Raw genomic sequence first — 26,836 nt, 5'->3', positions numbered from 1 at the left:
CCGCGCGCCCGGCCAGCCCCGCCTCCACCGCCACCAGCGTCCCCGGCCCGGCCCCGGGGGGGGCCCGGGCCCCCCCCCGCCCCGCGCCCCCCCCCCCCCCCCCCGGCCGGCGGCGGGGGCCCCGCGGCCCCCCCGCCTCCTGTCCGTCGGGTTGTTCGGAACCACGAAACCGACATCGAACCAGCATCCAGGGCCGGTTCGACGTCGGTTTCGTGGTTCGACGCGCAGCGTGCCGCGCGGACCCGCTAGACCAGGTCGGGCGAGTCGAGCATCTCCGTCACCAGCGCCGCGATCGCGGACCGCTCCGAGCGCGTCAGCGTCACGTGCGCGAACAGCGGGTGCCCCTTGAGCCGCTCGATCACCGAGGCGACCCCGTCGTGCCGACCGACCCGCAGGTTGTCGCGCTGCGCCACGTCGTGCGTGAGGACCACCCGCGAGTTCTGCCCGATCCGGGACAGCATCGTGAGCAGCACGTTCCGCTCGAGCGACTGCGCCTCGTCCACGATCACGAACGCGTCGTGCAGCGAGCGCCCGCGGATGTGCGTCAGCGGGAGCACCTCGAGCATGCCCCGCTCGACGACCTCGTCGAGGACGTTGTCGGAGACCAGGGCGCCGAGCGTGTCGTACACCGCCTGTGCCCACGGGTTCATCTTCTCGGACGCGTCGCCCGGCAGGTACCCGAGCTCCTGGCCGCCCACCGCGTAGAGCGGCCGGAACACCATGATCTTCTTGTGCTGCTGGCGTTCGAGGACGGCCTCGAGACCGGCGCAGAGCGCGAGCGCCGACTTGCCCGTGCCGGCGCTGCCGCCGAGGGAGACGATGCCGATCTCCGGGTCGAGCAGCGCGTCGATCGCGAGCCGCTGTTCGGCGGAGCGCCCGCGGAGGCCGAAGACCTCGCGGTCGCCACGCACCAGCGCCACCGCGCCGGCGGTGTGCACCCGGCCGAGGGCCGAGCCACGCTCGGAGTGGATGACGACGCCGGTGTTGACCGGGACGCCGTCGAGCTGCGACGAGCGGATCTCCTCCTTCTCGTAGAGGTCGGACATCTGCTCGCCGGACACCTGCAGGTCGGCGATGCCCGTGTACCCGGAGTCGACCGCGAGCTCTGCGCGGTACTCCTCCGCCGCCATGCCGATCGAGGACGCCTTGACGCGCAGCGGCAGGTCCTTCGACACGACGACCACGTCGAGTCCGTCGTTCTTGAGGTTCGAGGCGACCGCAAGGATCCGCGAGTCGTTGTCGCCGAGCTGCAGCCCGGACGGGAGGACGGATTGGTTCGAGTGGTTGAGCTCGACTCGGAACGAGCCGCCGTCGCCGATCGCGATCGGGAAGTCGAGCCGCTCGTGCTCGATCCGGAGCTCGTCGAGGAGCCGGAGTGCCTGCCGGGCGAAGTACCCGATCTCCGGGTCGTTGCGCTTGGACTCCAGTTCGCTGACGACCACGACGGGCAGGACCACCGCGTGCTCCGCGAAGCGGAACAGTGCCCGCGGATCGCTGAGGAGCACCGAGGTGTCGAGCACGTACGTGCGCTGGGCGACCGATGTGGACGAGTCCGCGGTGTGCTGCTGCTGTGTTCCGCGAGAGACGTTCTGAGAGGTCACGACCACTCCATCCCCGGGCCGCGCTCGGCCCGGTCCATGTCCTCGAACGCGGCCGTGGAGCGGGTCTGCGAAGCACCGACTGTGGCCGCTTCGATCGGGCGCGGTGCCCGATGGGGACAAGCTACGTCCGACCCCCGACACGGCACCAGCGACACGCGGTTCCCCGAGTTACGGTCACGTGAACAACGCGGCCGCTACTGCATCGTGGCGTACGACAGGCAGGCGTCGCGGAACATGTCGAGCGTCTCGTCCGTGGTGGACGCGAACACCGACACCCGCGCGACCCCGAGCCGCGTCGTGACCGTCACGCCGTGGTTGTGGAACGCCGCGGACAGCGCGGTGAGCCGTCCCTGCGGCGGTCGGAGCACCACGATCCCGGCGCGCTCCCGGGGGTCGCGGCTGGACTCGACGGAGAGGCCGAACTCGTCGGCGATGTCGAACACCCGCTCGACCCGGTCGGTGACCCGCTCCTGCACGACGGCGACACCGACGGCCGTGAGCCGGTCGAGCGACACCGCCAGGCGTGCCTGCGACACCGGGTCGGTGCGGGTCATCTGGAAGCCGGCGGCACCCGGACGGACCGACGGGACCTCGGTCGGCCACCCGGTCGTGCCGTGCGGGCCGGACAGGGCGGGCCGGAGGCGGTTCAGCGCACGGTCGCTGAACGCGGTGAACCCGGTGCCCCACCCGGCGTGCAGCCACTTCTGGCCGCCGGTCGCGATGACGTCGGCGAGCTCGTACGGGGCGTCGACCACGCCGAAGCCCTGGATGGCGTCGACGATGAGGAGGCGGTCGCCGATGACCTCGCGGATGGCGGCGAGGTCGGCGAGGTAGCCGGTCTGCCAGTCGACGAGCGAGACGGCGACCGCGGTGACGTCGTCGGACAGGCGCGACTCGATGAGCGACGGCGTCATCCACCCGGCGCCGGACTCGACCACGACGGGCTGGACGCGACCGCCCGTGGCCGAGGCAGCACTCGCGAGGGCCAGCGGCAGCGAGGGGTACTCGTCGGCGGAGACGAGCACGCCGCCGGTGAGCCCGAACGCGGTGTGCAGGAGCCCTGGCGTCGTGGCGGTCTGCGAGACGACCTGGTCCTCGCGCCGGCCGACGAGCCGTGCGACGACGGTGCGGACCCGGGCGTCCTGCTCGTCGAGCGTCTCCATGGCGCCGAAGCGCATGTGCTCCTGGATCGTCCCGAGCACGCGCTGCTCCTCGAGGACCGCGGTCTGGACGGGACCGAACGCGGCGTGGTCGAGGTAGCCGGGCTCCTCGGCGAAGCCTGAGGCGTACTCGGCGATGTTCACAGGGGCAACCTTCCGTGGGACGAAAACCCTGTGAGTCTACTGGGATGAACGGCCGACAGCCGCCGCAGTGCGGGGAACGGCGCGACCCCGACCGCTCAGCCGCCGTACCGGCGGGACCGCAACCCGAAGTCGCGGACGGCGCGCAGGAAGTCGACCTCGCGCAGGTCCGGGTAGAGCGCCTCGACGAAGTAGAACTCGCTGTGCGCGCTCTGCCACAGCATGAAGTCCGACAACCGCTGCTCGCCCGACGTCCGGATGACCAGGTCGGGGTCCGGCTGCCCCTGGGTGTAGAGGTGGTCGCCGATGAGCTCGGGTGTGAGGACCTCGGCCAGGGTGTCGAGCGTGCCGCCGCCCTCGTCGTGCGCCTGCACGATGCTGCGCATGGCGTCCGCGATCTCCCGACGGCCGCCGTAGCCGACCGCGAGGTTCACGTGCAGCCCGGTGTGCTCCGCCGTGCGCTGCTCGGCGGCGGAGAGCGCGGCGACGAGGGGCTCGGGCAGGCCCTCGTTCGAGCCGACGTGCTGGACCCGCCAGTCCCGGTGGTCGGCCAGGGTGCCCGCGAGGTCGGCGATGATGCCGACGAGCTGCTCGAGCTCGTCGCCGCCACGACCCGTGAGGTTGTCGGACGACAGCAGGTAGAGCGTCACGACCTCGATGCCGAGGTCGTCGCACCACGTCAGGAACTCCGGGATCTTCGCGGCGCCCGCGCGGTGCCCGTGCGCGGCGGACTCGAGGCCGAGCTGCTTCGCCCAGCGACGGTTGCCGTCCACGATCATGGCGACGTGCTTCGGCATCGCCGAGCCGTCGATCTGCCGGCGGATCCGGTTCTGGTAGGCGCGGTAGAGGATCCCTCGTCCTGCCCATCCCACCCTGCCGGTCACGGAACGAACATAGTGCACGGTGCCTCGGAGCGAGCCGCGTTCCCCGGGCCGTCCGCCCGTGTTCGGCGTTCGTTCGGCATCGGCCCCTACGGTCGGACCATGCAGGCCGAGCACGACACCGGGACCCTCCCCCACGTCCCCTTCACCGACGAGGCCGCGAGCACCGCGACCGCCGGACGGACGACCGCCAGCGCGTCCGAACCCCGGCCCGCGTGGCGCGGTTGGATCCACCTCGGGGCGTTCCCGTTCGCCATCGCGATGGGCATCGTGCTCATCGTCCTCGCGGGCTCACCCGCGGCGAAGGTCGGCAGCGCCGTGTTCATGGCGACGTCGCTCGCGATGTTCGGCGTCTCGGCGACCTACCACCGGTTCCCCTGGGGCCCGACGGTCAAGGCGGTGCTCAAGCGCATCGACCACACGAACATCCTGCTGCTCATCGCCGGCACGTACACTCCCGTGGCGATCTGCGCCCTGCCGCACACCCTGATGGTCGTGGTGCTCTGGGTGATGTGGTCCGGCGCGGCGCTCGGCATCGCCTTCCGGGTCCTCTGGATCGGGGCGCCCCGGTGGCTCTACGTGCCGATCTACCTCGTGCTCGGCTGCGCGGCGCTCGGGTTGCTGCCGCAGTTCTTCGCCGCGAGCGTCCCGATGACGGTCCTCGTGCTCTCCGGCGGCGTGGCCTACATCCTCGGTGCGCTCGTGTACGGCTTCAAGCGGCCGAACCCGTCGCCGACGGTGTTCGGCTTCCACGAGGTCTTCCACGCACTCACGGTCGTCGCGTTCGCCGCCCAGTGGGCGGGTGTCCTCATCGTGGCGCTGGACCCGGTGCGCTGACCGCGACGGTCCGTCGGACGGGAGGCGCGGGTCGGGCCCGCACCGTGCCTCCCGTCCCGCACACACGCGGGTCCACCGCACAGATCGCGTCAGCCGCGCCGGTCGCGTCAGCCGCGCCGGTCGCGTCAGCCGCGCTCGGTGTCGTCCCCGACGTCGGCCCGGCCGTCCTCGGCCGCACGCCGCTCCGGCTCGTCCGTCGCGACGCCGTCGCGATCGATGCCGTCACGGTCGACGCCGTCACGCTCGCCACCCGCGGTGCCGTTCGCCTCGGCCTCGAGCCGCTCCCGGATCTCCGCCCGGTAGCGGGTCCGCCGGATGCGCCGGGTCATGTCGATCACGAGCAGGATCGTCACGATGGCCACGACCGCGATCGCGATGAAGCCCGCGACGCCGGGCGTCACGTCGACGTCCGGGACGCTCGAGGTCGGGCTCGGGCTGGGGGTCGCGGCGAGTGCCGCGTGGAGGGTGCTCACGCAGTGGTGTCCTTGTCGGCAGGGATCCCCGCGAACAGGTCGGACTCGGGGAGCTCGGTCGGCACGCGGGCCTCGACGAGCTGGTAGTCCTCGGTCGGCCACACCGTCGCGAGGAGGTCGTTCGGCCAGTAGAAGAAGGCGCTGTCCGGCGGCACCTGGCTCGCGTGGGCCCGGAGCGCCGCGTCACGCGCGTCGAAGTACTCGTGCACGTCGACGTGGGTCGTGGCGAGGTCGGGCCGGTCGGCGAACCGTTCGACCCACTCGCGCAGCTGCTCGACCGCCGGGCTGTCCGGGTCGCGTTCCTGCAGGGCCTCGAAGACCGTCCGGAAGCGCCGGGGGTTCATGGTGCGCTCGTAGTAGAGCTTCGCGACGGACCACGCGGGCCCGGCGTCGGGGTACTTCTCGGGGTCCGCGGCGTCGCGCCAGGCGGCCACCGAGACCTCGTGCGTCCGGATGTGGTCCGGGTGCGGGTAGCCGCCGTTCTCGTCGTAGGTGACGAGCACGTGCGGGCGGAAGCGTCGGATGACCCGCACCAGGGCCTCGGTCGAGTACTCGAGCGGCACCGTCGAGAAGGTGCCGGGGCGGACCGTCTCCCCCTTGTCGGCGTCGGGAAGGCCGGAGTCGTGGTACCCGAGCCACAGGTGGTCGATGCCGAGCGCCGCCTGGGCCCCGGCCATCTCGGTGCGGCGGTACCCGGCCATGTCGCGGTGCGCCCGGCTCGTGGCGGGCTCGCCGAGCTGGTCGTTGAGGATGTCCCCCGCCTCGCCGCCCGTGCAGGAGACCACGAGGACCTCGTTGCCCTCGGCCGCGTACTTCGCCGCGGTCGCCGCTCCCTTGCTCGACTCGTCGTCGGGATGGGCGTGGACGGCCATCAAGCGGTACGGCACTGGTCTTCCTCACTGATCGCGTGGCAGCACACAGTGTCACGTGAACTACCCTGGGATCAGGATAATCACCCCGGGAGCCCCGAACTGTCCGAACCGCAGCACCAACCGGCACCTCAGCCGTCCGCCAGCACCACCGCGACGCTGGACGACCGCTACGGCCGCACCCCCGGACGCGCTCGTCGCACGCGGCTGATCGGGATCGTCGCCGCTGCCGCCGTCGCCCTGGTGTTCATCGTCTGGGTGGTCTGGGCCGGTCCCGGGCAGACCAGCCACGGCCTCGACACCGACGACGTCGGGTACCAGGTCGTCTCCGACCACCAGGTGGTCGTGCACACGCAGATCTCCGTCGACCCCGGCACGGTCGCGAAGTGCGCCGTCCAGGTCCTCGACAAGTCGTACACGATCGTCGGCTGGCGCGAGATCCGGGTGCCGGCATCCGATCAGCGCGTCCGGAGCATCAGCACGCCCGTGAACACCGTGTCACGCGGTGTGACCGGCTTGATCCACGACTGCTGGGTTCCCTAGACTGCTGTGATTCGCGGACAAGACCGGCCACACCGGCCGGTCTTGTTCTTTGCTGAAGGGAATCACCATGAGCAACGACACCCAGGTCACGTGGCTGACGCAAGAGGCGCACGACCGCCTCACGGCCGAGCTCGAGACGCTGTCCGGTGAAGGTCGCCAGGAGATCGCGAACCGCATCGAAGCCGCTCGCGAAGAGGGCGACCTCAAGGAGAACGGCGGCTACCACGCCGCCAAGGACGAGCAGGGCAAGATCGAGGCCCGCATCCGTCAGCTCACCGAGCTCCTCAAGCACGCCACCGTCGGCGAAGCGGACTTCGACGGCACCGTCGAGCCCGGCACCGTGGTGACCGCCGTCATCGCCGGTGACGAGTCGACGTTCCTGGTCGGCAACCGCGAGATCGTCGGCGAGGGCTCGGACCTCACCGTCTACAGCCCGGTCAGCCCGGTGGGCGCGGCCATCGTCGGCCTGCGCGCCGGCGAGAAGGCCACGTACACCGCACCCAACGGCAAGGAGATCGCCGTCGAGGTGACGAAGGTCGAGCGCTACGAGCCGTAGACGCCACCCTTGACGGACAGGAGGCGCGGTGCCAGCTGGCACCGCGCCTCCTGTCCGTCTCCGGCTCGGCTCAGTGCCCGTCTCAGTGCTCGAGCAGCTCCGGCTGGAAGCCCACCTCGTGCAGGCGGTGGATGACCTCCTGCGCGTGCTCGGGACCACGTGCCTCGATCGACAGGTCGAGCGCGACCTCGTTGATGACGAGCCCCTGGCCGTGCCGGGTGTGGAGCACCTCGACGACGTTCGCGCCGGCGTCCGAGATGACCTGCGAGACGCGAGCGAGCTGACCGGGGCGGTCCGGCAGCATGATGCGGATGCCGATGTAGCGCGACGCCGCGACCAGGCCGCGGGTGATCACGCGTTCCATCATGAGCGGGTCGATGTTGCCGCCGCTGAGCAGGACGACGGTGCGACCGGTGTCGCGGACGGCACCGGACATGATCGCCGCGACGCCGACGGCTCCGGCGGGCTCGACGACGAGCTTGGCGCGTTCGAGCAGCACCAGGAGCGACCGGGCGACGTCGTCGTCGGACACGGTCACGATGTCGTCGACGAGGTCGCGGATGATCGGGAAGTTCAGGTCACCGGGTCGCGCCACGGCGATGCCGTCCGCGATCGTCGGCTTCGTGCTGACGGTGACGGGTTCGCCGGCCTCGAGCGAGCTCGGGTAGGCGGCGGCGTTCTCGGCCTGCACCCCGATGACCCGGATGGTGCGTCCGAGGCGCTCGGCGACGCCCTTGACGGCGAGGGCGATGCCGGCGATGACGCCGCCGCCACCGATCGGCACGATGACCGTGTCGGCGTCGGGCACCTGGTCGAGGATCTCGAGCCCGAGCGTGCCCTGGCCGGCGATGACAGCGGGGTGGTCGAACGGCGGGATGAAGACCGCTCCGGTCCGTGTCGCGAAGTCCTTGGCCGCGCTCAGCGCCTCTTCCACCGAGTGCCCGCGCAGGACGACCTCGGCGCCGTAGTGCCGCGTGGCCTGGAGCTTCGGCAGGGCGACGCCGACCGGCGTGAAGATCGTCGCGGGGATGCCGAGCTCGCGCGCGGCGAGGGCGACCCCCTGCGCGTGGTTGCCGGCGCTGGCGGCGACGACCCCCGCGGCCCGCTGCTCCGGGGTGAGGGTCGACAGGCGGTTGTACGCACCGCGCACCTTGTACGCACCGGTGCGCTGCAGGTTCTCGCACTTGAGGTGCACCGGCGACCCGAGGACCTCGGCGAGGAACTGCGAGGTCTCCATCGGGGTGACACGGGCGACCCCGGCGATCGTCACACGTGCCTTCTCGATGTCGTCGAGCGTGGGGATCAGCGGCGTGGTGGTGTCGGTCACGGGTCCATCATCGTCGCTCGCGGCACTCCTGACGAACCCGTGACGTCAGTTGGTGCTGGCAGTGCCCTCAGCCGCCGTCGGCTCCGGCTTGCTGCCCGGTGCGGGGACCGCGTCGCCGACCTTGTGCCGGCGGCCCCGCCGGAGCTGGAGCTGCCCGTGCTGGCCGCGCTTCGGGGTGGCCTCGAGCACGTGCTCGGAGTCGAGTCCACGCCAGCGGCCGCTCGCGATCGTCATGACCATCGTGTTCACGGTGGCGATGAGCGGCACGGCGAAGAAGGCACCGGCGATGCCCGCGAGCCCGGAGGCCGCCGTGACGCCGAGGACCACCGCGAGCGGGTGGACCTTGACCGCGTTGCCCATGACGAGCGGCTGGAGGATGTGTCCCTCGATCTGCTGCACGAGCAGCACGACCGCGAGGACGAGGACGGCCGCGAGCGGGCCGTTGAAGATGAGCGCGACGAAGACGGCCAGGAACCCGGTCACGATCGCACCGACGACGGGGATGAAGGCACCGAGGAAGACGAACGCCGCGATCGGGATCACCAGCGGCATGCCGCCGAAGAACAGCCCGACGATGAAGGCGCCGAGCCCGATGCCGACGGCGTCCACGAACGCGACGAAGATCTGCACGCGGATGAAGCTCGTCAGGGTGATCCACCCCGCGACACCGGCGCCGTCGACGGTCGCACGGGCCTTCTTCGGGAAGAGCCGCACGGCCCACCGCCACACGTTCTTGCCGTCGATGAGCAGGAAGATCGTGGTGAACAGGATGATGAAGAGCGCCTCGAACACGTGCGTGGCACCGGACCCCGCGCTCGCGACCCCGGAGAGGATCGACGCGCTGTTGTCCTGCAGCCACTTCGTGCCGTCGTCGAGCCAGCCGTTGACGTCGCCCTGCGTGATGCCCAAACCGGAGTTCAGGACGAGGTCCTTGATGTTCGCGTACTGGTCGACCGTGCGGTCGCGGAGCGACGGGTAGGACGCGATGATCTGGTCGACGACGAGCCACACCAGCGCGCCGATCGCCGCGAGTCCGCCGAGCAGGCTGATGACGACCGCGAGCCACTTCGGCACGTGGTGGCGCTGCATCCAGTTCGAGATCGGCACGAGCAGCGCCGAGACGACGATGCCGACGAGGAACGGGATGAGGATCTGGCTGAAGATCGTCATCAGCCAGATGAAGACCGCGATCACCCCGATGACGACCAGGATCCGCCACGACCACGCGCCGGCGATCCGCATGCCGGTCGGGACGGACTCCTCGACCACGGGGTCCGGATGCGTCGGTTGCTGCTTTCTGCCCCATGCCATGATCGCGAGTGTACCGATGTGCGGCCCGACAGGTACCAGATACGGCATACGTCACCGATCGCAGGGTGTCGGCGGCGATCGGTAGCCTTCGGGACATGGTCAGGACCACGCTCTCCGCTGCCGAGGCCCGCCGCGTCGCACTGGCTGCCCAGGGCTTCGGCCAGCCACCTGCCGACGCCGTGTCGACCCGGGCGCTGAACGCGGGGTTCGCGCGCCTCGGCCTGCTGCAGATCGACTCCGTGAACGTCTTCGAGCGCAGCCACTACCTGCCGCTCTTCGCCCGGCTCGGCGCCTACGACCGGTCCACCCTCGACCGTCTGACGATGTCGAAGCGCGGTCCCTACGCCGAGTACTGGGCGCACGAGGCCGCCTTCGTCGACCGCACCGACCTCCCCCTCTTCCGGTGGCGGATGGACGCGCTGCGCGAGCGCGACTCGTGGCCGAACCGGATCGACGGGGTCCGGCGGACCGAGGGGGTCCGGCGCGAGCTCCGGGCACTGCTCACGGCCGAGGGACCGATGCCGGCGAGCGCGGTCGAGCACGAGTCGAACGTCCGCCGCGGGCCGTGGTGGGGCTGGAGCGACGTGAAGCTCGGACTCGAGCAGATGTTCCGCTGGGGCGACGTCGTGAGCGCCGGACGGTCCGGCTTCGAGCGGGTCTACGCGCTCCCCGAGCAGGTCCTGCCTGCCGGCACGCTCGAGGACGCACCGGCGCGCCCGGCAGCCGTCCTCGAACTCGTCCGCCGGGCCACCCGGGCGCTCGGCGTCGGCACCCGCGCGGACATCGCCGACTACTACCGGCTCCGTTCCGACGACACCGCCGCGGCGATCGCCGAACTCGTCGCCGCCGGGGAGCTCGTGCCGGTGCGGGTCGAGTCCTGGGGCGAGCGCGCCTGGATGCACGCCGATGCCCGGGTCCCGCGGCACGTGACGGCCGACGCCGTGCTCAGTCCCTTCGACCCGGTCGTGTGGTTCCGGCGGCGGGCCGAGCGGATGTACGGCTTCCACTACCGGATCGAGATCTACACGCCGGCCCCGAAGCGGGTCTTCGGCTACTACGTCCTGCCCGTCCTGCAGGACGACCGGCTCGTCGGGCGGGTCGACCTGAAGAGCGACCGGCAACGCGGGGTCCTGCGCGTGCGGACGGCGTGGGAAGAGCCGGGCGAGCGGCTCGACGCCGGGCGGCTCGCCGAGACCCTCCGACGGACGGCCGCGTGGCAGGGGCTCGACGGGGTCGAGGTCACCGACCGCGGAACCGCCGCGACTGCGGTCGCGGGGGCGCTCGGCGTCCGGCTGGTGCGGCACGTCGCGGCCGACGACGCGGACGCGAGCGTGGCGCTGGAACCGGCCGTCTGACGGGCCGGTGGTGCGGGGCGGGGCCGACCCGCGCCTCCTGGGCCCCACCCGGTCGCCGGCGCCCGCCGTCGGGTCAGAACCGGTCGAGACTCCCGCGCAGCCGCGCGATCCGGTCCGGCAGCGGCGGGTGCGTGGAGAACAGCCGGTCCATCAGGCCGGGCCGCATCGGGTCGGCGATCCAGAGGTGCGCCATCGACGAGTTCTGCGTCTGCATCGGCCGGCCGTACGCGCCGAGCTTCTCGAGCGCACGGGCGAGCCCCTCGGGGTGGCGGGTGGTCATCGCGCCGGTCGCGTCCGCCAGGTACTCCCGCTGCCGGGACACCGCGGCCTGCACGCCCGCTGCGGCGATCGGTGCCACGATGACCGCCACGAGGCCGGCGATGAGCAGGATCGGGTTGGTGCCGCCGTTGTCGTTGTTCCGGTTCCGACCGCCGGCGAGCCCGCTGAAGATCGAGATGCGGAGGAGCACGTCGGCGATGAGACCGACCGCGACCACGAGCCCGAACACCATCGTGGAGACGCGGATGTCGTAGTTCCGGACGTGCCCGAGCTCGTGGGCCATGACGCCCTGGAGCTCCTGGTCGTCCATGATCGCCAGCAGCCCGGTCGTCGCGGCGACGATCGCGTGGTCGGGGTCACGGCCGGTGGCGAAGGCGTTCGGCGACGGGTCCTCGATCACGAAGACGCGCGGCATCGGCATCCCGGTGGCGATCGCGAGGTTCTCGACCGTGCGCCAGAGTCGTGGCTCGGTGTTCCGGTCGATCTCGATGCCGCCCGCGATCGCCGTGGCCTGGCGACCCGCGGCGAAGTACTGCACCAGCGCGTACCCGAGGGCGACCACGAGGACGATCACGCCGATCGACACATTGCCGGCGAGGTAGCCGCCGAGGAACCCGAGCGCCCCGATGATCAGCAGGAAGACCAGGACGATGAGGACCGTGTTGCGCTTGTTGCGCGCGATCGCGCTGTACACGTCGCAGCCGTCGTCGGGCGGGTCAGAACTGGACGCGCGGCGGTTCGGCGATCGCCGCGGGCTCGGCGGTCTCGAAGAACGACGCCTCGGAGAAGCCACGGCTCTTCGCGAACGACGAGTTCGGGAAGACCCGGATCTTGGTGTTCAGCTCGCGGACGCCGCCGTTGTAGAAGCGACGGGCCGACTGGATCTTGTCCTCGGTGTCGACGAGTTCGGACTGCAGCTGCAGGAAGTTCTGGCTGGACTGCAGCTGCGGGTACCCCTCGGCCACCGCGAACACGCTCTTCAGCGCCTTCTGCATGTGCCCCTCTGCCGTGGAGGCGCTCGAGGCGTCCCCGGCGCTGAGCGTCTCGGCGCGGGCTTTCGTCACGGCCTCGAACACGGACTTCTCGTGCGTGGCGTAGCCCTTCACCGTCTCGACGATCGTCGGGATGAGGTCGGCGCGGCGCTTGAGCTGCACGGAGATGTCACTCCACGCCTCGTCGACGCGGACCTTCAGCGTGACGAGCGAGTTGTACGTGACCCACAGGTAGATCCCCACGACGACGAGGAGGACCACCACCACTCCGACGACGATCAGCGTCGTGATGAGTCCGGTGTCCATGAGGGCGTACTCCTTTGCGCGTCGGGATCGCGGTGTGACGGGGCCGTCGGGCCGGCGTCACGGCCGAGGACGATTGTATCGACCAGCGGGGTGCCCTCTCGTCCACGGCCCCGGTTCACGGGCGATTCCCGAGTCGCACACACCGCGCGCTCGGGCTGCTCGGCGTGTCGCCCGGTCCACGGACATCATCCGATCGACGTATTGACCCGAGCGGCTCGATCACGTGGGATGGACTCGGATGAACGCGCGCGGGGAGAACGTGGACGACCGGGCTGTCGGGGGCGACGGCCCCGTTCGCCGAACCCGGATCACGCTGGCCGTCGCCGCGGGGGCCGCCCTCGTCGTGGGCCTGCTCGCCCTCGCCGTGGCCCCGGCCACCGCCGTCACGTCCGCAGCCGGGACGTCCTCCGCTGCAGCCGCTGGGGCGGACCCCGATCCGGGCACGACACCCACCCCCACGCCAGCGCCCCAGGACCACCTGACCCCGGCACCCCCGACCACGTCGCCGAGCCGGCCCCCGGTGCGCCCGTCGATCGACGACCCCGGCGACATCACCAGCGGGACCGTGCGCTTCAGCGGCCGGGGCACCCCCGGGCACGCCCTGCGGGTCACCGGTCCGGCGTCGACCGGGTCGACCGGGTGCACCGCGACCGTCCACGACGACGGTGCCTGGGCCTGCCTCGCGACCGTCCGGAGCGGACCGCAGCAGGTCTTCACCGTGGCGGACCAGAGCTTCCCCGGGCTCGGCTCGGCGCGCACCCCGGCGTCCGACGTCATCGTCCCGCCGGTCGTCACCACCGCACGGCCCACGAACGGTCCGGTGACCGGCACCGGACACGCCGGGTCGAGCGTCACGCTCTCGGTGTCCGGGTCGTCGACGGACCGGACCGCCACGGTCGGTGCCGACGGCCGGTGGACGGTGTCCCTCCGCGGCGGCACCCCGGGCGGCGACGCACGGCTCTCCGTCACCGCCACGCAGACCGCGAGCACGGCCGACGGGTACCGGTCCGACCTGCGGAGCGCCGCGTCGACCCCGGTGACCGTGACGCTCGACCGGACCGCGCCGACGGCACCGCGCATCACCGCGCCCGGGTCCGGTGACCGCGTGCGCGTCCAGCCCCTCACCGTCAGCGGAACGGGCGAGGCGGGCGCCGTGCTCACCGTGTACGTGGACCGTGCGCCCGTGTGCCGGACCGAGGTGCCCGCCTCCGGCCGGTGGTCCTGCACCACGGCCGGCTCGACGCTGGGCGCCGGCACCCGGGCGGTGACGGCGACGCAGCACGACGCCGCCGGCAACTTCTCGCCGACCTCGACGGCCGTCCGGGTCGTCGTCTCCCGTGCGTCCGCGGCCCCGGGCACGCCGGGTGATGGGTCGACCGGCAGCGGCTCGCCGTCCGGGACCCCGGGTACCGGGACCGGCAGCACCGGCACGACGACGGGCCCGAACGGCCACGGCACCGCGACCGGCGGATCCACCGGTCCCGGCAGCGGTCCGGGCTCCGGTCCGGGTTCGGGTTCCGGTTCCGGTTCCGGTTCCGGTTCCGATGGAGGCTCCGGCGGCAGCACCGGCGCCGGCAGCGGCAGCGGCGGCGGCGCCGGCACCACCACGGGCGGGCACGGCCGCGGGCTCGACTGGTCCGGCCCCGCCGGCGACTGGACCGCCTCCACCGCGTACGACACCACCGTGCCGACCATCCAGGCGGCGTTCTCGTGGCGCACCGTCCTCGTCGCCACGGCCGTCGCCGCCGGGTTCCTCGTGCTCATCGCGGGTCCGCTCGCACTCGTCGCCGGCGTCGCCCGGGGCCGGATCCGGTCGCCGTTCGCCGGGCTCCTCGGTCGCAACCGTCCCCGTGACGAGCGACGCCGCGGCGAGGACGTGCTCCCGACCTGGGCCTCGATCACCGTCGCGGTGCTGGTCGTCGGGCTGTGCACGCTCCTCGGCGTCGGCATCTCCCTCGAGGCCCGCTACGTCCGCCTGGCGATCGCGGTCCTGCTCGGCGCGGCCGTCCTCACGACGACGATCGTCCTCCCCACCCGCTGGGCAGCCGGCACCGATCGCAGCACCATCGGGTTCCGGGTCTCCCCCTGGCTGGTGCTCGCCGCGCTCGTGGCGTGCGGCGTCACCCGGACCTTCGACCTCTCACCCGCCGTGATCGTCGGTGCCGTCCTCGTGCCGATCGGCCGACCGGACCTCGACACCCGGTCGCTCCGGCTCGGCTCCTCGATCGCTGCCGGCGCCCGCAGCGCCACCTGGCGGTCGATCGCGCTGCTGGTCGTGGCGGCGGCCGGCTGGGTCCTGCACTCCGTCACGCCGGGGTCCGGCTTCTGGGTGTCGTTCGTGTCCGAGTTCGCGATCACCCTGTGCGTCGGCGGCCTCGGCGCCGTCGTCGTGACGCTGCTGCCGGTGGCCGGGTCCGCCGGGCAGTCCCTGCTCGCGCGGTCCCGTGGTCGGTACGCCGCCATCGCCGCGGTCGCCGTCGCGTTGGCCGCCGCCGTGTACTCCGGATCCGGCGGAACGCACGTCTCCCCCGTCGCACTGGTGGTCGTCGCCGCGGTCTGCACCGCCGGAGCCGTCGCCGTCTGGTGCTGGCAGCGGGCGGCCCGGGTCGACCAGCGCGCCTGAACGTGGCACCGTCAGGGCTCGGATCGGGCTGCCGCCGAGGCTCGCTGCACGGATACGCTGACGAGCGGTGCGCGCGACACCACGAACGGAGCGCGCGGCACCACGGACGGTGCGTGCAGCACCACGACCGCTGCTGGGAGCGACGATGACCGAGACCCGATCCGACTACGACCCGACCCGCTTCCGCGACGTCTTCGAGCACAGCTACACGTACGCCAACGGCTTCGCCCGGAACACCCACCGCTTCGCCGGCCGCCCGGCGCTCCGCGATCCCGACACCGACCGCTCGTGGACGTACGCCGAGCTCGGCGCCGACGTCGACCGCGTCGCCGGGTGGCTCGTGCGCCACGGGGTCGGTCGCGGCTCCGTGGTCATGGTCGAGCTGTTCAACTCCCCCGAGTTCGCGATCCTGTACCTCGCGGCCCACCGCATCGGCGCGGTGTTCTCCCCCACCAACTTCCGACTCGCGTCGGACGAGGTCGCGTTCATCATCGAGGACTCCGCCCCCGTGGTCCTCGTCCACGACGCCGCCCGCTCGACCGACATCACGGCCGCGCTCGCCAGCTCCGACCACACGCCCGAGCACGTCGTCGTGGTCGGCGACGGAACCCGACCCGGCGACGTCGACTTCGCCGCGCTCCTCACCAGCGACCCCGTCACCGCCGACGAGCTCGCCGCGTCCGAGCCCCGCAGCACCTACGACGAGACGACGCGCCTGTACACGAGCGGCACGACCGGACGGCCGAAGCCCGTGCCGCTGCCGAGCCTCGTCGAGGTCCTCAGCGCCCACGACGTGATCATGCACTTCCCGCTGAGCCCGTTCGACAAGACCCTCAACATGTCGCCGCTCTTCCACCGCGGCGGTCTGTACTCCGGCGGCCCGAACCCGGTGTTCTACGTCGGCGCCGAACTCACCACGCTCCGGCACTTCGACGCCGACCGTGTGCTCGACCTGGTCGAGTCCGAGCAGCTGACGTTCCTCATCGGCGCCCCGCCGAACCTCGTGCAGCTCGCGAACGCCCAGGAGCAACGGCCCCGCGACCTGTCCTCCCTCAACGGCATCGTGACGATGGGCGCACCGCTGGACCGGGCAGCGGCGCTCCGGTACCAGGAGCTCCTGTCGCCCCGCATCTTCAACGGCTACGGCACGACCGAGACCTTCTGGAACACCTTCCTCCGCCCCGAGGACTTCCCCGACGGTGCCGGCTCGACCGGCCGGGCCTCGACCGACGACGACGTCGCCGTGGTCCGCGTCTACGAGGACCGCCTCGCCGACCCGAGCGACACCGTGCCGAAGGACGGTTCGGAGATCGGCGAGTTCGCGGTCCGCACCGTGAAGTCCGGCTACTCGTACCGCAACCCCGGGCTCGAGGCCGAGAAGTTCGCGAACGGCTGGTTCTACCCAGGCGACCTCGCCACGTGGGACGAGCACGAGCGCGTGACGATCGTCGGGCGCAAGGACGACATGATCATCTCCGGTGGCGAGAACGTCCACCCCGTGCAGGTCGAGGCCGCACTGCAGGAGCACCCGGGCGTCGCCGACGCGATCGTGGTCGGCGTCCCCGACGAGCGCTGGGGCGAGGTCGTGACGGCGTACGTCGTCCGCGCGCCCGGGCGGCTGCCGGAGGACGACGTCGAAGCCGCCGCCGCCCTCGAGGAGTGGACCGCGTCGCACCCCGGCCTCGCCCGCTACAAGCGGCCGCGGCTCTACCGGTTCGTCACCGAGCTGCCGTACAACGCCACGGGCAAGAAGGTGCACTACCTCGCGAAGGCGACGGCTGTGGACGACCAGGCTGCGGGGCGCCTGCTCGCGCCGTGACGGCCTGGAGGCGCGGTGCGGGCCGGCACCGCGCCTCCCGTCCCGCAGTGGGTCGCGTCCACGGCGACTGCCGCGCTCTCCGCGCTGCGCGCGTCTACTGGGTCGTGTCGACCCCGCGGTGCGGTGCGTTCCGCGCGAACAGCCCCGGCAGCAGGCCGCCGATCTTCGTGCCGATGCAGAGACTGACGAACGTCGCGAGCGGGTTCGCCAGCGCCTCCGGGTCGAACGTGGCGACCGCCACGAGCCCGACCGTCCCCGGCACGAGCAGCAGGAACGCCGGGAAGAACGAGACCGTCGCCGGGATCGCCGGCACCAGCCGCTCCAGCAGCCGCGTCGCGACGAACAGCAGTGCGGCGGTCGCACCGGTGGCGACGACGCTCCCCCACAGCGGCGTCGTCCCGCTCACCAGTGCGTAGGCGGTGACCATGACCGCGACGGACACGAGGGTGAGCCGCCACCCAGACCGGAAGACCAGGCCGAGGCCGACGGCCAGTCCGACCACCGCCACCCACGACACCCAGTAGGACGGCACGGCCTCCCACCCGCCGCGGTCCGTGCCGACGCCGGCGACCTCGCCGACGAGTGCCGCCGAGGACGGGTCGACGTGCAGCCCGGTCAGCGCGCTCCCCGACGCGATGCCCGCCGCCATGAACCCGAGCATGATGAGCCCCTGCACGAGCCGCGAGGACCCGGTCACGATGTCGGCCGCGGTGAGCTCGAGCAGGGCGTTGGTGATGAGGGCTCCCGGCACGAACACGGCCACGGGGGCGCACACGGCGAAGAGCGGGACGTGGTCGAACCCGGTGCCGGCGGCGACGAGCCCGACGATCGTCGTGGACACGAAGGCCGCGAGGAACGGGATGATCGCCACGGCCTCGCGGAAGCGGCGCAGCACGAGGCCGATCACGCCGACGAGGGCTCCGACGGCCAGCGCCACGAGGATCGCCCACCACGGGCAGCGGAACACCACCGCGAGTCCGGCCGAGGTCAGGGCGTTGCCGAGGATCCACGGCAGTGCCGGCGGCGGGACGGTCCCGGCGCGGATCGCTCTGACCCGTGCGGGGATCTCGGCGAGAGCGATCGAACCGCTCTCGAGGCCGAGGACGAGCCGGTTCGCCCGGGCGGCCTGGCGGCTCGAGAGCTCGACGCCCTCGGCGTTGACGATGGTGGCGGCACCGGTGGCGACCTCGCTCACCATGACGAGGGCGGGGAGGACCCCGACGGCGAGCGTCGGCCCGACCCCGGCGGCATCGCGGGCCTTCTCGAGCGCCGATCGGACGTCCGTGACCGAGCTGCCGGCGTCGAGGAGGAGGGCGCCCAGCGTGCCGAGCAGCATGCCGGTGGGGACGGTCTCGCCGTCGACCACCTCGACGTGGGCCTCGGGTCGGCCGAGGGCGTTCCGCAGGTTCGCGAGCGCGCTTCCGAATCCGACCACCCGAGAATGGTAGCGGGGGCGGGCTTTCGCGCTGCGCGACAGTTCACGCGCGGGCGAGGCCGTGAAGTGTCGCCGAGCGCGAAACGTCGGTACCCCCGGTGGGACTCGAACCCACAACTCGGCGATTTTAAGTCGCATGCCTCTACCGATTGGGCCACGGGGGCGGGCCGCAACAGCCTACCGACGAAGACGAGGCGGCCACCCCGTGGGGTGACCGCCTCGTCTGGAGCGTGTCGCTACTTGGCGTCCGCCTCGGCCTTCACCGGCTCGGCGTCGTTCGAGACGTCCTTCGCGGGCTCGCCGTACGCGGGACCGGCCGCACCGGCGGGCTTGCCCTCTTCCGGAGCGGTGGTCGGCTTCGACGCCTCGACCGGTGCCGCGGGGGCCTCGGCTGCGGGCTTCGGACGGGACGCGAACGCCTCGAACGCGGCGCGCGGGGTCTCGCGGTCGTCGAGCGACGCGATGTCGCGGCCGAGGAAGAAGCCACCGACCCAGTCGCCGATGACGCGCCACTTGCGCTCCCACGACGGCATCGCCAGGCCGTGGTAGCCACGGTGGGCGCCCCAGGCCAGGAAGCCCTTCATGGCGAACTTGCCGGACTGGAAGACGCCGATGCCGAGACCGAGGCCGGCGACGGCACCGAGGTTCTCGTGCTTGTAGTCGGTCGTCGCCTCGCCGCGGATCGTCGCGACGAGGTTCTTCGCGAGCTGCTTCGCCTGGCGGACGGCGTGCTGGGCGTTCGGCACGCAGAAGCCGCCGACGCCACCACCGGTGAGGTCCGGCACGGCCGCGACGTCACCACAGGCCCACGCGTCGGCGATCACGCCGTTGTCGTCGACCACGCGCAGGTCGGGCTGCACGCGGATGCGGCCACGCTGCTCGAGCGGGAGGTCGGTGCCCTTGACCATCGGGTTCGCCATGACACCGGCGGTCCAGATGATGAGGTCGGACTCGATCTTCTCGATCGCGCCGTCGTTGGTCTTGAGCTCGCAGACGCCGCCGACCGCCGAGGCCAGCTGCGTCTCGAGGTGCACCGTGGCGCCGCGCTGCGCGAGGTTCTTGAGCACCCAGTGCGACGTCTCGAGCGACACCTCGGGCATGATGCGGCCCATCGCCTCGACGAGGTGGAAGTGCGTGTCGTCGAACGACAGCTCGGGGTAGCTCTTGAGCAGGTCGGAGACGAACGAGCGGAGCTCGGCGAACACCTCGATGCCGGCGAAGCCACCACCGACGACGACCACGGTCAGCAGGCGATCACGCTCCGGGCCGGCCGGCAGGGTCGCTGCCTTGTGGAAGTTCGTGAGGATCTTGTCGCGGATCGCCGCGGCCTCTTCGATCGTCTTCAGGCCGATCGCCTCGTCGGCGACGCCCGGGATCGGGAAGGTACGCGAGACCGCACCGGCGGTCATGACGATCTGGTCGTAGGACTCCTCCCACGCCTCGCCCTCGGCCGGGGTGATGGTCGCCGTCTTGCTGGCGTGGTCGACCTTCGTGACCTTGGCGGTGACGACGCGCGTCTTCTTGAGGTGACGGCGGTGGGAGACGACGGCGTGACGCGGCTCGATGGAACCGGCGGCGACCTCGGGGAGGAACGGCTGGTACGTCATGTACGGCAGCGGGTCGACCATGACGACCTCGGCTTCGCCCTGACGAAGGTGCTTCTCGAGCTTCCAGGCGGTGTAGAAGCCGGCGTAACCGCCGCCGACGACGAGGATCTTGGGCACGGTGGATGATCTCCTTGGAGTGGGGTGGTTGCCGGGAGGCTGGTCAGAATTCGCCGCCACCCGCCCCGACTCCGGCGTCTGCTCCCTCATCATACGCCCGGCACTCACACCGGGCAGGCGACCAGCTCGTGCGCTCGAGCGCGAGGTCGCCGATGGGGTTGACGCCGGGTCCGGCGGCGAGGGCGTGTCCGACGAGGGCGTGCAGGCACTTCACGCGGGTGGGCATGCCACCGGCGGTGATGCCGTCGATCTCGTCGACGTGCTCGATCGACTCGCGATCGGCGAGGTAGGACTCGTGCGCCGCGCGGTACTGCTCGGCGACGGTCGGTTCCTCGAGCAGGGCTGCCAGCTCGGGCATGACCTGGTTGGCCTCGAGGGTGCTGACCGCAGCGGTGGCCGCGGGATGGCACAGGTAGTACAGCGTCGGGAACGGGGTGCCGTTCGACAGCCGGGGCTTCGTGGACACGACGGTGGGGTTGCCACAGACGCAGCGAGCAGCGATCCCGATGACGTCACGCGCCGGTCGGCCGAGCTGCGCCGAGACGACCTGGATGTCGCGTTCGGAGGGCGGGTCGAAGGGAGGGGTCGTCACGGGTACGTGAGCCTACCGGAGTCCCGCGCGTCGTCCTACTTCGTGTCGCCGGTGCCGGAGACGTCCGGTGCGACCAGCTGCTGCGTGGTCTCGTCGGTGAGCCCCGAGGTCAGCACGGACGACAGCATCGCCTGCACCCAGTCGACCTTCGGCGTCTGCACGGTCGAACTCACGGGCGTGCCGGAATCGGTCGTCGGCGTCGACTCGGCCTTCCGGTTCTCGCTGCCCATCACGAGGTAACTCTCCTCGCCCGGGTACACGTAGAGCAGTCGGTCCCGGGCCTGCGCCTCGATGTACGCGGGGTCGTCCCAGCGCGCGACGTCCTTCTTCTTCTGGGCGACGTCGGCCTTCTGGCTCGCGACCTCGCGCTGCTGCTGGGCGATCTGCTCCTGCTGCTGGATCAGGGTCCGGAGTGACGGTGCGAGCACGACGACGAACAGCACGATGATGGCCAGCATGAGCAGGCTGAACCCGGAGAACCGGATCGAGCGGTACCACGGCTGCTCGGACGAGCCGCCCTCGGGCAGCGCCACGGGGACGCGGCGGACACGGGGCTTCTGGCTGGGCACGGTCCGACGATAACCCGCCGGCGGGCCTGCTGGGGGTCGGCACGCGGCCGTTCGGCGCCCTCTCAGCGGGCGATCCAGGAGGCGCGGCGCACCCCCGGAACGCTGCCAGCGCCCGGCACGCGGTCGCGCAACACGCCGCGGGCGATCCGCTGAGGTCGCACGATCGGTCGCCCGCGTCCGGCTGAGGCGGCCGTTCGTGCGACCTCGACGGTCGGCGCGCGGCATGCCGTGCGACCTCGGCGCCCGAACGACGAGACGCCGCCCTCCCGCGGGAGGACGGCGTCTCGCGGAGGCGCTGGTTACAGGGAAGCCGAGCGCGGGAAGGCCGAGCGGCCCGCGTAGACCGCGGCGTCGCCGAGCTCTTCCTCGATGCGGAGCAGCTGGTTGTACTTCGCGACACGGTCCGAGCGGGCCGGGGCGCCGGTCTTGATCTGGCCACCGTCGACCGCGACCGCGATGTCCGCGATCGTGGTGTCCTCGGTCTCGCCGGAGCGGTGCGACAGGATCGCCGTCATGCCGTGGCGCTGCGCGAGGGAGACGGCGTCGAGGGTCTCGGTCAGGGTGCCGATCTGGTTCACCTTGACGAGGATCGAGTTCGCGGCCTTCTCGTCGATGCCCCGCTGCAGGCGCGTCGGGTTCGTGACGAACAGGTCGTCACCGACGATCTGCACCTTGTCGCCGAGCTCGGCGGTCAGGTGCGACCAGCCGGCCCAGTCGTCCTCGGCCAGCGGGTCCTCGATCGTGGCGAGCGGGTAGTCGCGGACGAGCTCGGCGAAGTAGGCCGTGAACTCCTCGCCGGAGAGCTGCTTGCCCTCGAACGCGTACTTGCCGTCGTGGAAGAACTCGGTGGAGGCGACGTCGAGGCCGAGCGCGATGTCCTTGCCCGGCGTGAAACCGGCCTTCTCGATCGCGGCGAGCAGGAAGTCCAGCGCGGCGCGGTTGGACGCGAGCTCCGGGGCGAAACCGCCCTCGTCGCCCAGGCCGGTCGCGAGGCCCTGCTTCTTCAGCTCGCCCTTGAGCGCGTGGTAGGTCTCGACGCCCCAGCGGAGCGCCTCGGAGAAGGACTCGGCGCCGTAGGGCACGAGGAAGAACTCCTGGATGTCGACGTTGGTGTCGGCGTGCGCGCCACCGTTGACGACGTTCATGAGCGGGACGGGCAGCGTGTGCGCGTTCGGGCCGCCGAGGTAGCGGAACAGCGGCAGGTCGGCCGAGTCGGCGGCCGCGCGTGCGACGGCGAGCGAGGCGCCGAGGATCGCGTTCGCACCGAGGCGCGACTTGTTCTCGGTGCCGTCGAGCTCGATGAGCGCGGCGTCGACGAGGCGCTGGTCGGTGGCGTCGAAGCCCTCGAGCGCCGGACCGATCTCGTCGAGGACCGCGTCGACGGCCTTGAGGACGCCCTTGCCGCCGTAGCGGGAAGCGTCTCCGTCACGGAGCTCGTACGCCTCGAACGCACCGGTGGAGGCGCCGGACGGGACGAGTGCGCGCGAGACGACCCCGTCGTCGAGCAGGACCTCGACCTCGACCGTCGGGTTGCCTCGGGAATCGAGGACTTCGCGTGCGCCTACGGCGTCGATCTGGGCCACGGGGTACTCCCTACACGTTCGGTTGTGGTGATTGCGGAGTCGATCCTAGCGAGGCGCGGGTGAACACGAGGCGTGCATGACGGGCGACTGTGGAGAACTCACGCCAGCGGGCGGAACTCCACACCCTCGAGCGACTGCGTGTCGGCACCCACGGAGGCGAACGCGTCGAAGCCCTGCGCGACGAGTCCCGCGAGCAGGTTCTTCATGTTCTTCGTGCGTCGCTCGAGCCGGACACGACGGTGCCCCTCGAGCGCTTCGGCCTTGAGCGCCGCGAGCCGGACCGGGTCGACGTCCTTGTCGTACACGAGCACGACTGCGTCGGACTCGGCGGACTCCGGGAGCGTGACGAGGTCGACGAGCCGCTCGAACCCGAGGGAGAACCCGACCGCGGGCACGTCCTGTCCGAGGAACCGGCCGATCATGCCGTCGTAGCGCCCGCCACCGCCGAGGCTGTAGCCGAAGTCGGGGTGCGCGACCTCGAAGATCGTGCCCGTGTAGTAGCCCATGCCGCGGACGAGTGTCGGGTCGAAGCGCAGGTCGACGCCCGGGAGCGCCGAACGGAGCCGCTGCAGGTCCTCGAACGCGTCGGCGTCGAGCCACGTGGCTCCCTCGACGGCGTCCCAGTCGGCGGTCTCGAGCGTGCGGATCGTGTCCTCGAGCCCGGGGAGCTCGACGCCGACGGTCTCGCGGAGCTCAGCCGCCACGCCGTCCGGCCCGATCTTGTCGAGCTTGTCGATCGTGATGAGCGCACGGTCGGCCGCGGTCGGGTCCGTGATCCCCCACGACCCGAGGAGCGCCAGGAGGATCCGGCGGTCGTTGATCCGGATCGTGGTGCCCTGGACCCCGAGCGCGTCGAGGGCAGCGGTCGTCGCCCGGATGAGTTCGATCTCGGCGAGCTGCCCGGGCTCACCGAGGATGTCGATGTCGCACTGCACGAACTGCCGGTAGCGCCCCTTCTGCGGGCGCTCGGCACGCCAGACCGGGGCGATCTGCACCGACCGGAACACCGACGGCAACTCGGCCCGGTGCGTGGCGTAGAAGCGCGCGAGGGGCACGGTGAGGTCGAACCGCAGCCCGAGGTCGGCGAGGTCGAGCGGCGCACCGGCGTGCTGCAGGTCCTCGGTGGAGAGCCCGCGCTTCATGACCGCGAACGCGAGCTTCTCGTTGTCGCCGCCGAGGCCCGAGTGCAGGCGGGCGGCGTCCTCGACGACCGGGGTCTCGATCTCGTCGAACCCGTGGCGCGCGTACACGTCGCGGATCACGCCCAGGACGTGCTCGCGCCGGGCCTTGTCTGCCGGGAGGAAGTCACGCATGCCACGGGGAGCCGTCACGGTCGGAGCCATGGATCGATTCTGGCAGATCGACCTTCCCGGCTTGCACACGTTCCAACCGGCTGATATTCTTCATCCAGAACCTCGGTTCGACGGGTGCCTGATCCATCCGACGAACCGATCGCGTGGGCAACGTGCTGCAGTGTGCCCCGCGGTTCGAGTGGGCTGCTCCATCGGCACCGCATCCCTGGTGGTGCCGTCGGCCCACTCGCGGGCGTCCTCCTTTTTTCGGGTTGGGAGGACGCCCGCACTCCCCTCGCCCGCGCCCCCCGCACCCCGCACCCCGCACCCGCACCCGCACCGAGCATCCGCACCCGCACCGCTCGGGCGCGGCAGGTCGCCTCACTCTCCGACGCGGCCGGCCGCCTCCAGCTCCGCGACCGCGGCACGCAGACTGGCGATCGGGTCGATCCCGGTGCCACGCGCCTCCGCGATCATCGCGAGCACGGCGGTCCCCCACCCGGCATCCACGACGGCACCACCGGCGCCTTCCACCCGCACCTCCCGACCAGGACCCGTGTCCGGAACCGCACCCGCGTCCGGAACCGCACCCCCGGCCCTCGATCGCGCCCCCGCACCCGCAGCACCGGCGTCCGGGACGCCACCCGCGCCTCCCGACCGCGCCCCCGCGCCCGCCGCCGCGACGACGGAGGCGACGACCGCGTCGGAGTCCCCCCGTTCCTCCAGGCGTTCGAGCAGCTTCACGGCCCGCTCCATCGGCGGCATCGCCCGAGGGACCCCGTCGAAGACGCTCCGCCGCGAGGACTTCTCCGCAGCCTTGGCCGCCCGCCAGACGCGCACGACGTCCTCCACGGTGTCCGCCCGCTCGTCCCCGAACACGTGCGGGTGCCGGCGCACCATCTTGTCCCGGGCGCCGGCGGCCACGTCCTCGAGGTCGAACGACTCCGCGAGTCCCGCGTGGAGGACCACCTGGTAGAGCACGTCACCGAGCTCCTCGCGGAGTTCGTCGTCGTCCCCGGAGTCGATCGCGTCGACCAGCTCGTACGACTCCTCGACCGCGTAGCGCGCCAGCGAGGCATGGGTCTGGGCGCGGTTCCAGACGCACCCTCCGGCGGGGTCGAGCAGGCGGTCGACGACGGTGACGAGGTCCGAGACGGCGGTCATGCGGTCATCGTGCCACGCAGCACACCGTGGACGCCGCGGAGGGTCGGCCGGTATGCTGTACGTGGCGTGTCGGGAAGTCTGGTCGACGATCTCCCACCCGACCCTTCTCCGACGGAGCTCCATGCCGGCAATCGTCCGTTCCCCCCGCTTCAGCGCCATCGCACTCCTCACCGCGGCCGTCCTCGGGCTCGTCGTGGCGAACTCGCCGCTCGGCCCCGGCCTCGAGCACCTCCTGCACGTGCAGGCCCCGTGGGGCGCGGTCGGACTCGACCTCTCGGTGTCGCACTGGATCAGTGACGGGCTGCTCGCGGTGTTCTTCCTGCTCGTGGCGATCGAGCTGAAGCACGAGCTCGTCGCCGGTGAGCTGTCGAACCCGAAGACGGCGGTCATCCCCGCCATCGCGGCGGTCGGCGGCGTGCTCGTCCCGGCCGGGATCTACCTCCTCGTGACCGCGGGGACGCCGTACGGCCACGGGTGGCCGATCCCGACCGCGACGGACATCGCCTTCGCACTCGGCGTCCTGGCGATGTTCGGTCGTGGGCTGCCCTCGACGCTCCGGGTGTTCCTGCTGGCCCTGGCGGTGCTCGACGACCTCATCGCGATCATCATCATCGCCGTCGTGTTCGCGCACGACACCGACTTCCTCGCGCTGGCCGGCGCCGTCGTCGTGCTCGCGCTCTTCTGGCTGCTCGGCAAGGCCTTACGCCCCGGGCGTCCCGGCCAGGCCTGGGTCATCGCGGGCATGGTCGTGCTCGGTGTCCTCACGTGGTGGCTCGTCTACCACTCGGGCGTGCACGCGACGATCGCGGGCGTTGCGCTCGGGCTCGTCCTGCCGCGCCGCCCCGGGCACACGCTGCACGGCAACGTCGAGCCGTGGTCGAACGCGATCGTCCTGCCGGTGTTCGCCTTCGCGTCGGCCGCGGTGGTGGTGCCCGCCGTCGGCATCGGGGAGCTCTCGCCGACCTTCTGGGCGGTGGTGCTCGCGCTGCCGGTCGGCAAGGTGATCGGCATCACGCTGTTCGGGGCTGTCGCGACCCGGATCTTCCGGGCGCCCGGCCGCTCGACGCTGTCGTTCTGGTCGATCGTCACGGTGGGCGTGCTCGGCGGGATCGGGTTCACGGTCTCGCTGCTCATGAACGAGCTCGCCTTCGCCCGCAACGAGGAGATCCTCGACGAGGGTGTGCTCGCCGTCCTCGTCGGCTCGGGCATCGCGATCGTGGCGTCCGCCGTCGTGGTCAGCCTGCGGGCGCGTCGGTACCGGGCGCGGCGGGAGCTCTCCGAGGCCGAGGCGACCGAGTAGCGGGGTCGCGCGGGGTCCGTGCGCGTCCCTGTTCCGACATTGCACGCGTCGATCGACTGGCGGAACGTCGGATGATGCTCGCGCAAGAGATGCGCGCGCACGTT

23 protein-coding genes and 1 tRNA gene are annotated in these 26,836 nt (G+C 71.8%); 7 read left to right on the top strand and 17 right to left on the bottom strand.

Annotated features, from left to right (window positions below):
* Positions 1-245: 245 nt before the first annotated feature.
* The 3 genes from ACIPKM_RS05770 to ACIPKM_RS05760 form a co-directional block, all read right to left on the bottom strand.
* On the bottom strand, positions 246-1,607 hold the full coding sequence (locus tag ACIPKM_RS05770) for a PhoH family protein (RefSeq protein WP_175473660.1): 1,362 nt from the start codon (positions 1,605-1,607) through the stop codon (positions 246-248).
* 188 nt (positions 1,608-1,795) lie between these two features.
* A complete protein-coding gene (locus tag ACIPKM_RS05765) occupies positions 1,796-2,905 on the bottom strand; it encodes an aminotransferase class V-fold PLP-dependent enzyme (protein ID WP_402736352.1) in 1,110 nt (369 codons plus the stop codon).
* Between the two features lie 95 nt (positions 2,906-3,000).
* Positions 3,001-3,786 (bottom strand): isoprenyl transferase, encoded by a 786-nt coding sequence (locus tag ACIPKM_RS05760; protein ID WP_402736351.1) that lies wholly within the window; start codon positions 3,784-3,786, stop codon positions 3,001-3,003.
* A gap of 99 nt (positions 3,787-3,885) precedes the next feature.
* Between ACIPKM_RS05760 and ACIPKM_RS05755 the strand changes: the two genes are divergently transcribed.
* Positions 3,886-4,620, top strand: a complete 735-nt coding sequence (locus ACIPKM_RS05755) for a hemolysin III family protein (protein ID WP_070419188.1) — start codon at positions 3,886-3,888, stop codon at positions 4,618-4,620.
* Positions 4,621-4,745: 125 nt separating this feature from the next.
* Here ACIPKM_RS05755 and ACIPKM_RS05750 read toward each other — a convergent pair whose 3' ends face one another.
* Positions 4,746-5,093 carry a hypothetical protein gene (locus ACIPKM_RS05750; protein ID WP_070416761.1) on the bottom strand — a complete coding sequence of 116 codons (348 nt, stop codon included), beginning with the start codon at positions 5,091-5,093 and terminating at the stop codon, positions 4,746-4,748.
* Positions 5,090-5,980 (bottom strand): mycothiol conjugate amidase Mca, encoded by an 891-nt coding sequence (mca, locus tag ACIPKM_RS05745; protein WP_139201848.1) that lies wholly within the window; start codon positions 5,978-5,980, stop codon positions 5,090-5,092. Before mca ends, ACIPKM_RS05750 begins: the two co-directional genes overlap by 4 nt.
* Between mca and ACIPKM_RS05740 the strand changes: the two genes are divergently transcribed.
* On the top strand, positions 5,948-6,505 hold the full coding sequence (locus ACIPKM_RS05740; RefSeq protein ID WP_139199253.1) for a DUF4307 domain-containing protein: 558 nt from the start codon (positions 5,948-5,950) through the stop codon (positions 6,503-6,505). The genes mca and ACIPKM_RS05740 overlap by 33 nt on opposite strands.
* A gap of 67 nt (positions 6,506-6,572) precedes the next feature.
* Positions 6,573-7,061 carry a transcription elongation factor GreA gene (gene greA / locus ACIPKM_RS05735; protein ID WP_070416763.1) on the top strand — a complete coding sequence of 163 codons (489 nt, stop codon included), beginning with the start codon at positions 6,573-6,575 and terminating at the stop codon, positions 7,059-7,061.
* A gap of 82 nt (positions 7,062-7,143) precedes the next feature.
* Here the strand turns inward: greA and ilvA are convergent, their stop codons facing one another.
* Positions 7,144-8,388, bottom strand: a complete 1,245-nt coding sequence (ilvA, locus tag ACIPKM_RS05730) for a threonine ammonia-lyase (protein ID WP_070416764.1) — start codon at positions 8,386-8,388, stop codon at positions 7,144-7,146.
* A gap of 45 nt (positions 8,389-8,433) precedes the next feature.
* Positions 8,434-9,699 (bottom strand): AI-2E family transporter, encoded by a 1,266-nt coding sequence (locus ACIPKM_RS05725; protein ID WP_254790711.1) that lies wholly within the window; start codon positions 9,697-9,699, stop codon positions 8,434-8,436.
* A 95-nt stretch (positions 9,700-9,794) separates the two neighbouring features.
* Between ACIPKM_RS05725 and ACIPKM_RS05720 the strand changes: the two genes are divergently transcribed.
* Positions 9,795-11,054 (top strand): winged helix-turn-helix domain-containing protein, encoded by a 1,260-nt coding sequence (locus ACIPKM_RS05720; RefSeq protein ID WP_402736350.1) that lies wholly within the window; start codon positions 9,795-9,797, stop codon positions 11,052-11,054.
* A 73-nt stretch (positions 11,055-11,127) separates the two neighbouring features.
* Here the strand turns inward: ACIPKM_RS05720 and ACIPKM_RS05715 are convergent, their stop codons facing one another.
* A complete protein-coding gene (locus ACIPKM_RS05715; protein ID WP_402717150.1) occupies positions 11,128-12,027 on the bottom strand; it encodes a M48 family metalloprotease in 900 nt (299 codons plus the stop codon).
* A 22-nt stretch (positions 12,028-12,049) separates the two neighbouring features.
* The gene (locus ACIPKM_RS05710) at positions 12,050-12,631 is read right to left on the bottom strand and encodes a LemA family protein (RefSeq protein ID WP_402264661.1); all 582 of its coding nucleotides are present in this window, start codon (positions 12,629-12,631) and stop codon (positions 12,050-12,052) included.
* Between the two features lie 238 nt (positions 12,632-12,869).
* Here ACIPKM_RS05710 and ACIPKM_RS05705 point away from each other — a divergent pair, with 238 nt between their 5' ends.
* The gene (locus ACIPKM_RS05705) at positions 12,870-15,254 is read left to right on the top strand and encodes a hypothetical protein (protein ID WP_402736349.1); all 2,385 of its coding nucleotides are present in this window, start codon (positions 12,870-12,872) and stop codon (positions 15,252-15,254) included.
* 145 nt (positions 15,255-15,399) lie between these two features.
* Positions 15,400-17,073, top strand: a complete 1,674-nt coding sequence (locus tag ACIPKM_RS05700; RefSeq protein ID WP_336698965.1) for a class I adenylate-forming enzyme family protein — start codon at positions 15,400-15,402, stop codon at positions 17,071-17,073.
* Between the two features lie 94 nt (positions 17,074-17,167).
* Here ACIPKM_RS05700 and ACIPKM_RS05695 read toward each other — a convergent pair whose 3' ends face one another.
* From ACIPKM_RS05695 to ACIPKM_RS05660, 8 genes are all read right to left on the bottom strand, one after another.
* Positions 17,168-18,508 carry a threonine/serine exporter family protein gene (locus ACIPKM_RS05695; RefSeq protein WP_402736348.1) on the bottom strand — a complete coding sequence of 447 codons (1,341 nt, stop codon included), beginning with the start codon at positions 18,506-18,508 and terminating at the stop codon, positions 17,168-17,170.
* Between the two features lie 90 nt (positions 18,509-18,598).
* Positions 18,599-18,672: transfer RNA gene (locus ACIPKM_RS05690), tRNA-Leu, on the bottom strand.
* 72 nt (positions 18,673-18,744) lie between these two features.
* Positions 18,745-20,232, bottom strand: coding sequence for an NAD(P)/FAD-dependent oxidoreductase (locus ACIPKM_RS05685; RefSeq protein ID WP_070416771.1), 1,488 nt, complete (start codon positions 20,230-20,232; stop codon positions 18,745-18,747).
* A 43-nt stretch (positions 20,233-20,275) separates the two neighbouring features.
* Positions 20,276-20,824 (bottom strand): DUF501 domain-containing protein, encoded by a 549-nt coding sequence (locus ACIPKM_RS05680; protein ID WP_402736347.1) that lies wholly within the window; start codon positions 20,822-20,824, stop codon positions 20,276-20,278.
* Positions 20,825-20,859: 35 nt separating this feature from the next.
* Positions 20,860-21,393 (bottom strand): septum formation initiator family protein, encoded by a 534-nt coding sequence (locus tag ACIPKM_RS05675; protein WP_070416773.1) that lies wholly within the window; start codon positions 21,391-21,393, stop codon positions 20,860-20,862.
* Between the two features lie 299 nt (positions 21,394-21,692).
* Positions 21,693-22,976: a phosphopyruvate hydratase gene (gene eno / locus ACIPKM_RS05670; protein ID WP_071294716.1), complete on the bottom strand. Its 1,284-nt coding sequence runs from the start codon at positions 22,974-22,976 to the stop codon at positions 21,693-21,695.
* A gap of 98 nt (positions 22,977-23,074) precedes the next feature.
* Entirely contained in the window at positions 23,075-24,319 is a 1,245-nt protein-coding gene (gene hisS, locus ACIPKM_RS05665) for a histidine--tRNA ligase (RefSeq protein WP_402736346.1), read from the bottom strand.
* 330 nt (positions 24,320-24,649) lie between these two features.
* A complete protein-coding gene (locus ACIPKM_RS05660; protein ID WP_071294718.1) occupies positions 24,650-25,432 on the bottom strand; it encodes a MazG family protein in 783 nt (260 codons plus the stop codon).
* Between the two features lie 121 nt (positions 25,433-25,553).
* On the opposite strand from ACIPKM_RS05660, the gene nhaA reads away from it, so the two are divergent.
* Positions 25,554-26,732, top strand: coding sequence for a Na+/H+ antiporter NhaA (gene nhaA, locus ACIPKM_RS05655; protein ID WP_071302393.1), 1,179 nt, complete (start codon positions 25,554-25,556; stop codon positions 26,730-26,732).
* The last annotated feature ends 104 nt before the right edge of the window (positions 26,733-26,836 follow it).

Source organism: Curtobacterium sp. NPDC086286 (assembly GCF_044746255.1).
GTDB lineage: Bacteria > Actinomycetota > Actinomycetes > Actinomycetales > Microbacteriaceae > Curtobacterium.
Note: the sequence above shows the minus strand (reverse complement) of the source record. Positions and strands in the feature narration are given on the sequence as shown.

What these genes read in the sequence shown, in the direction of transcription:
- ACIPKM_RS05710 (WP_402264661.1), bottom strand. Translation starts at nt 12,631, where the DNA reads ATGGACACCGGACTCATCACGACGCTGATCGTCGTCGGAGTGGTGGTG.
- ACIPKM_RS05660 (WP_071294718.1), bottom strand. Translation starts at nt 25,432, where the DNA reads ATGACCGCCGTCTCGGACCTCGTCACCGTCGTCGACCGCCTGCTCGAC.
- ACIPKM_RS05755 (WP_070419188.1), top strand. Translation starts at nt 3,886, where the DNA reads ATGCAGGCCGAGCACGACACCGGGACCCTCCCCCACGTCCCCTTCACC.
- ACIPKM_RS05700 (WP_336698965.1), top strand. Translation starts at nt 15,400, where the DNA reads ATGACCGAGACCCGATCCGACTACGACCCGACCCGCTTCCGCGACGTC.
- ACIPKM_RS05740 (WP_139199253.1), top strand. Translation starts at nt 5,948, where the DNA reads ATGGGCGTGGACGGCCATCAAGCGGTACGGCACTGGTCTTCCTCACTG.
- ACIPKM_RS05720 (WP_402736350.1), top strand. Translation starts at nt 9,795, where the DNA reads ATGGTCAGGACCACGCTCTCCGCTGCCGAGGCCCGCCGCGTCGCACTG.
- ACIPKM_RS05705 (WP_402736349.1), top strand. Translation starts at nt 12,870, where the DNA reads ATGAACGCGCGCGGGGAGAACGTGGACGACCGGGCTGTCGGGGGCGAC.
- ACIPKM_RS05725 (WP_254790711.1), bottom strand. Translation starts at nt 9,699, where the DNA reads ATGGCATGGGGCAGAAAGCAGCAACCGACGCATCCGGACCCCGTGGTC.
- nhaA (WP_071302393.1), top strand. Translation starts at nt 25,554, where the DNA reads ATGCCGGCAATCGTCCGTTCCCCCCGCTTCAGCGCCATCGCACTCCTC.
- greA (WP_070416763.1), top strand. Translation starts at nt 6,573, where the DNA reads ATGAGCAACGACACCCAGGTCACGTGGCTGACGCAAGAGGCGCACGAC.
- hisS (WP_402736346.1), bottom strand. Translation starts at nt 24,319, where the DNA reads ATGGCTCCGACCGTGACGGCTCCCCGTGGCATGCGTGACTTCCTCCCG.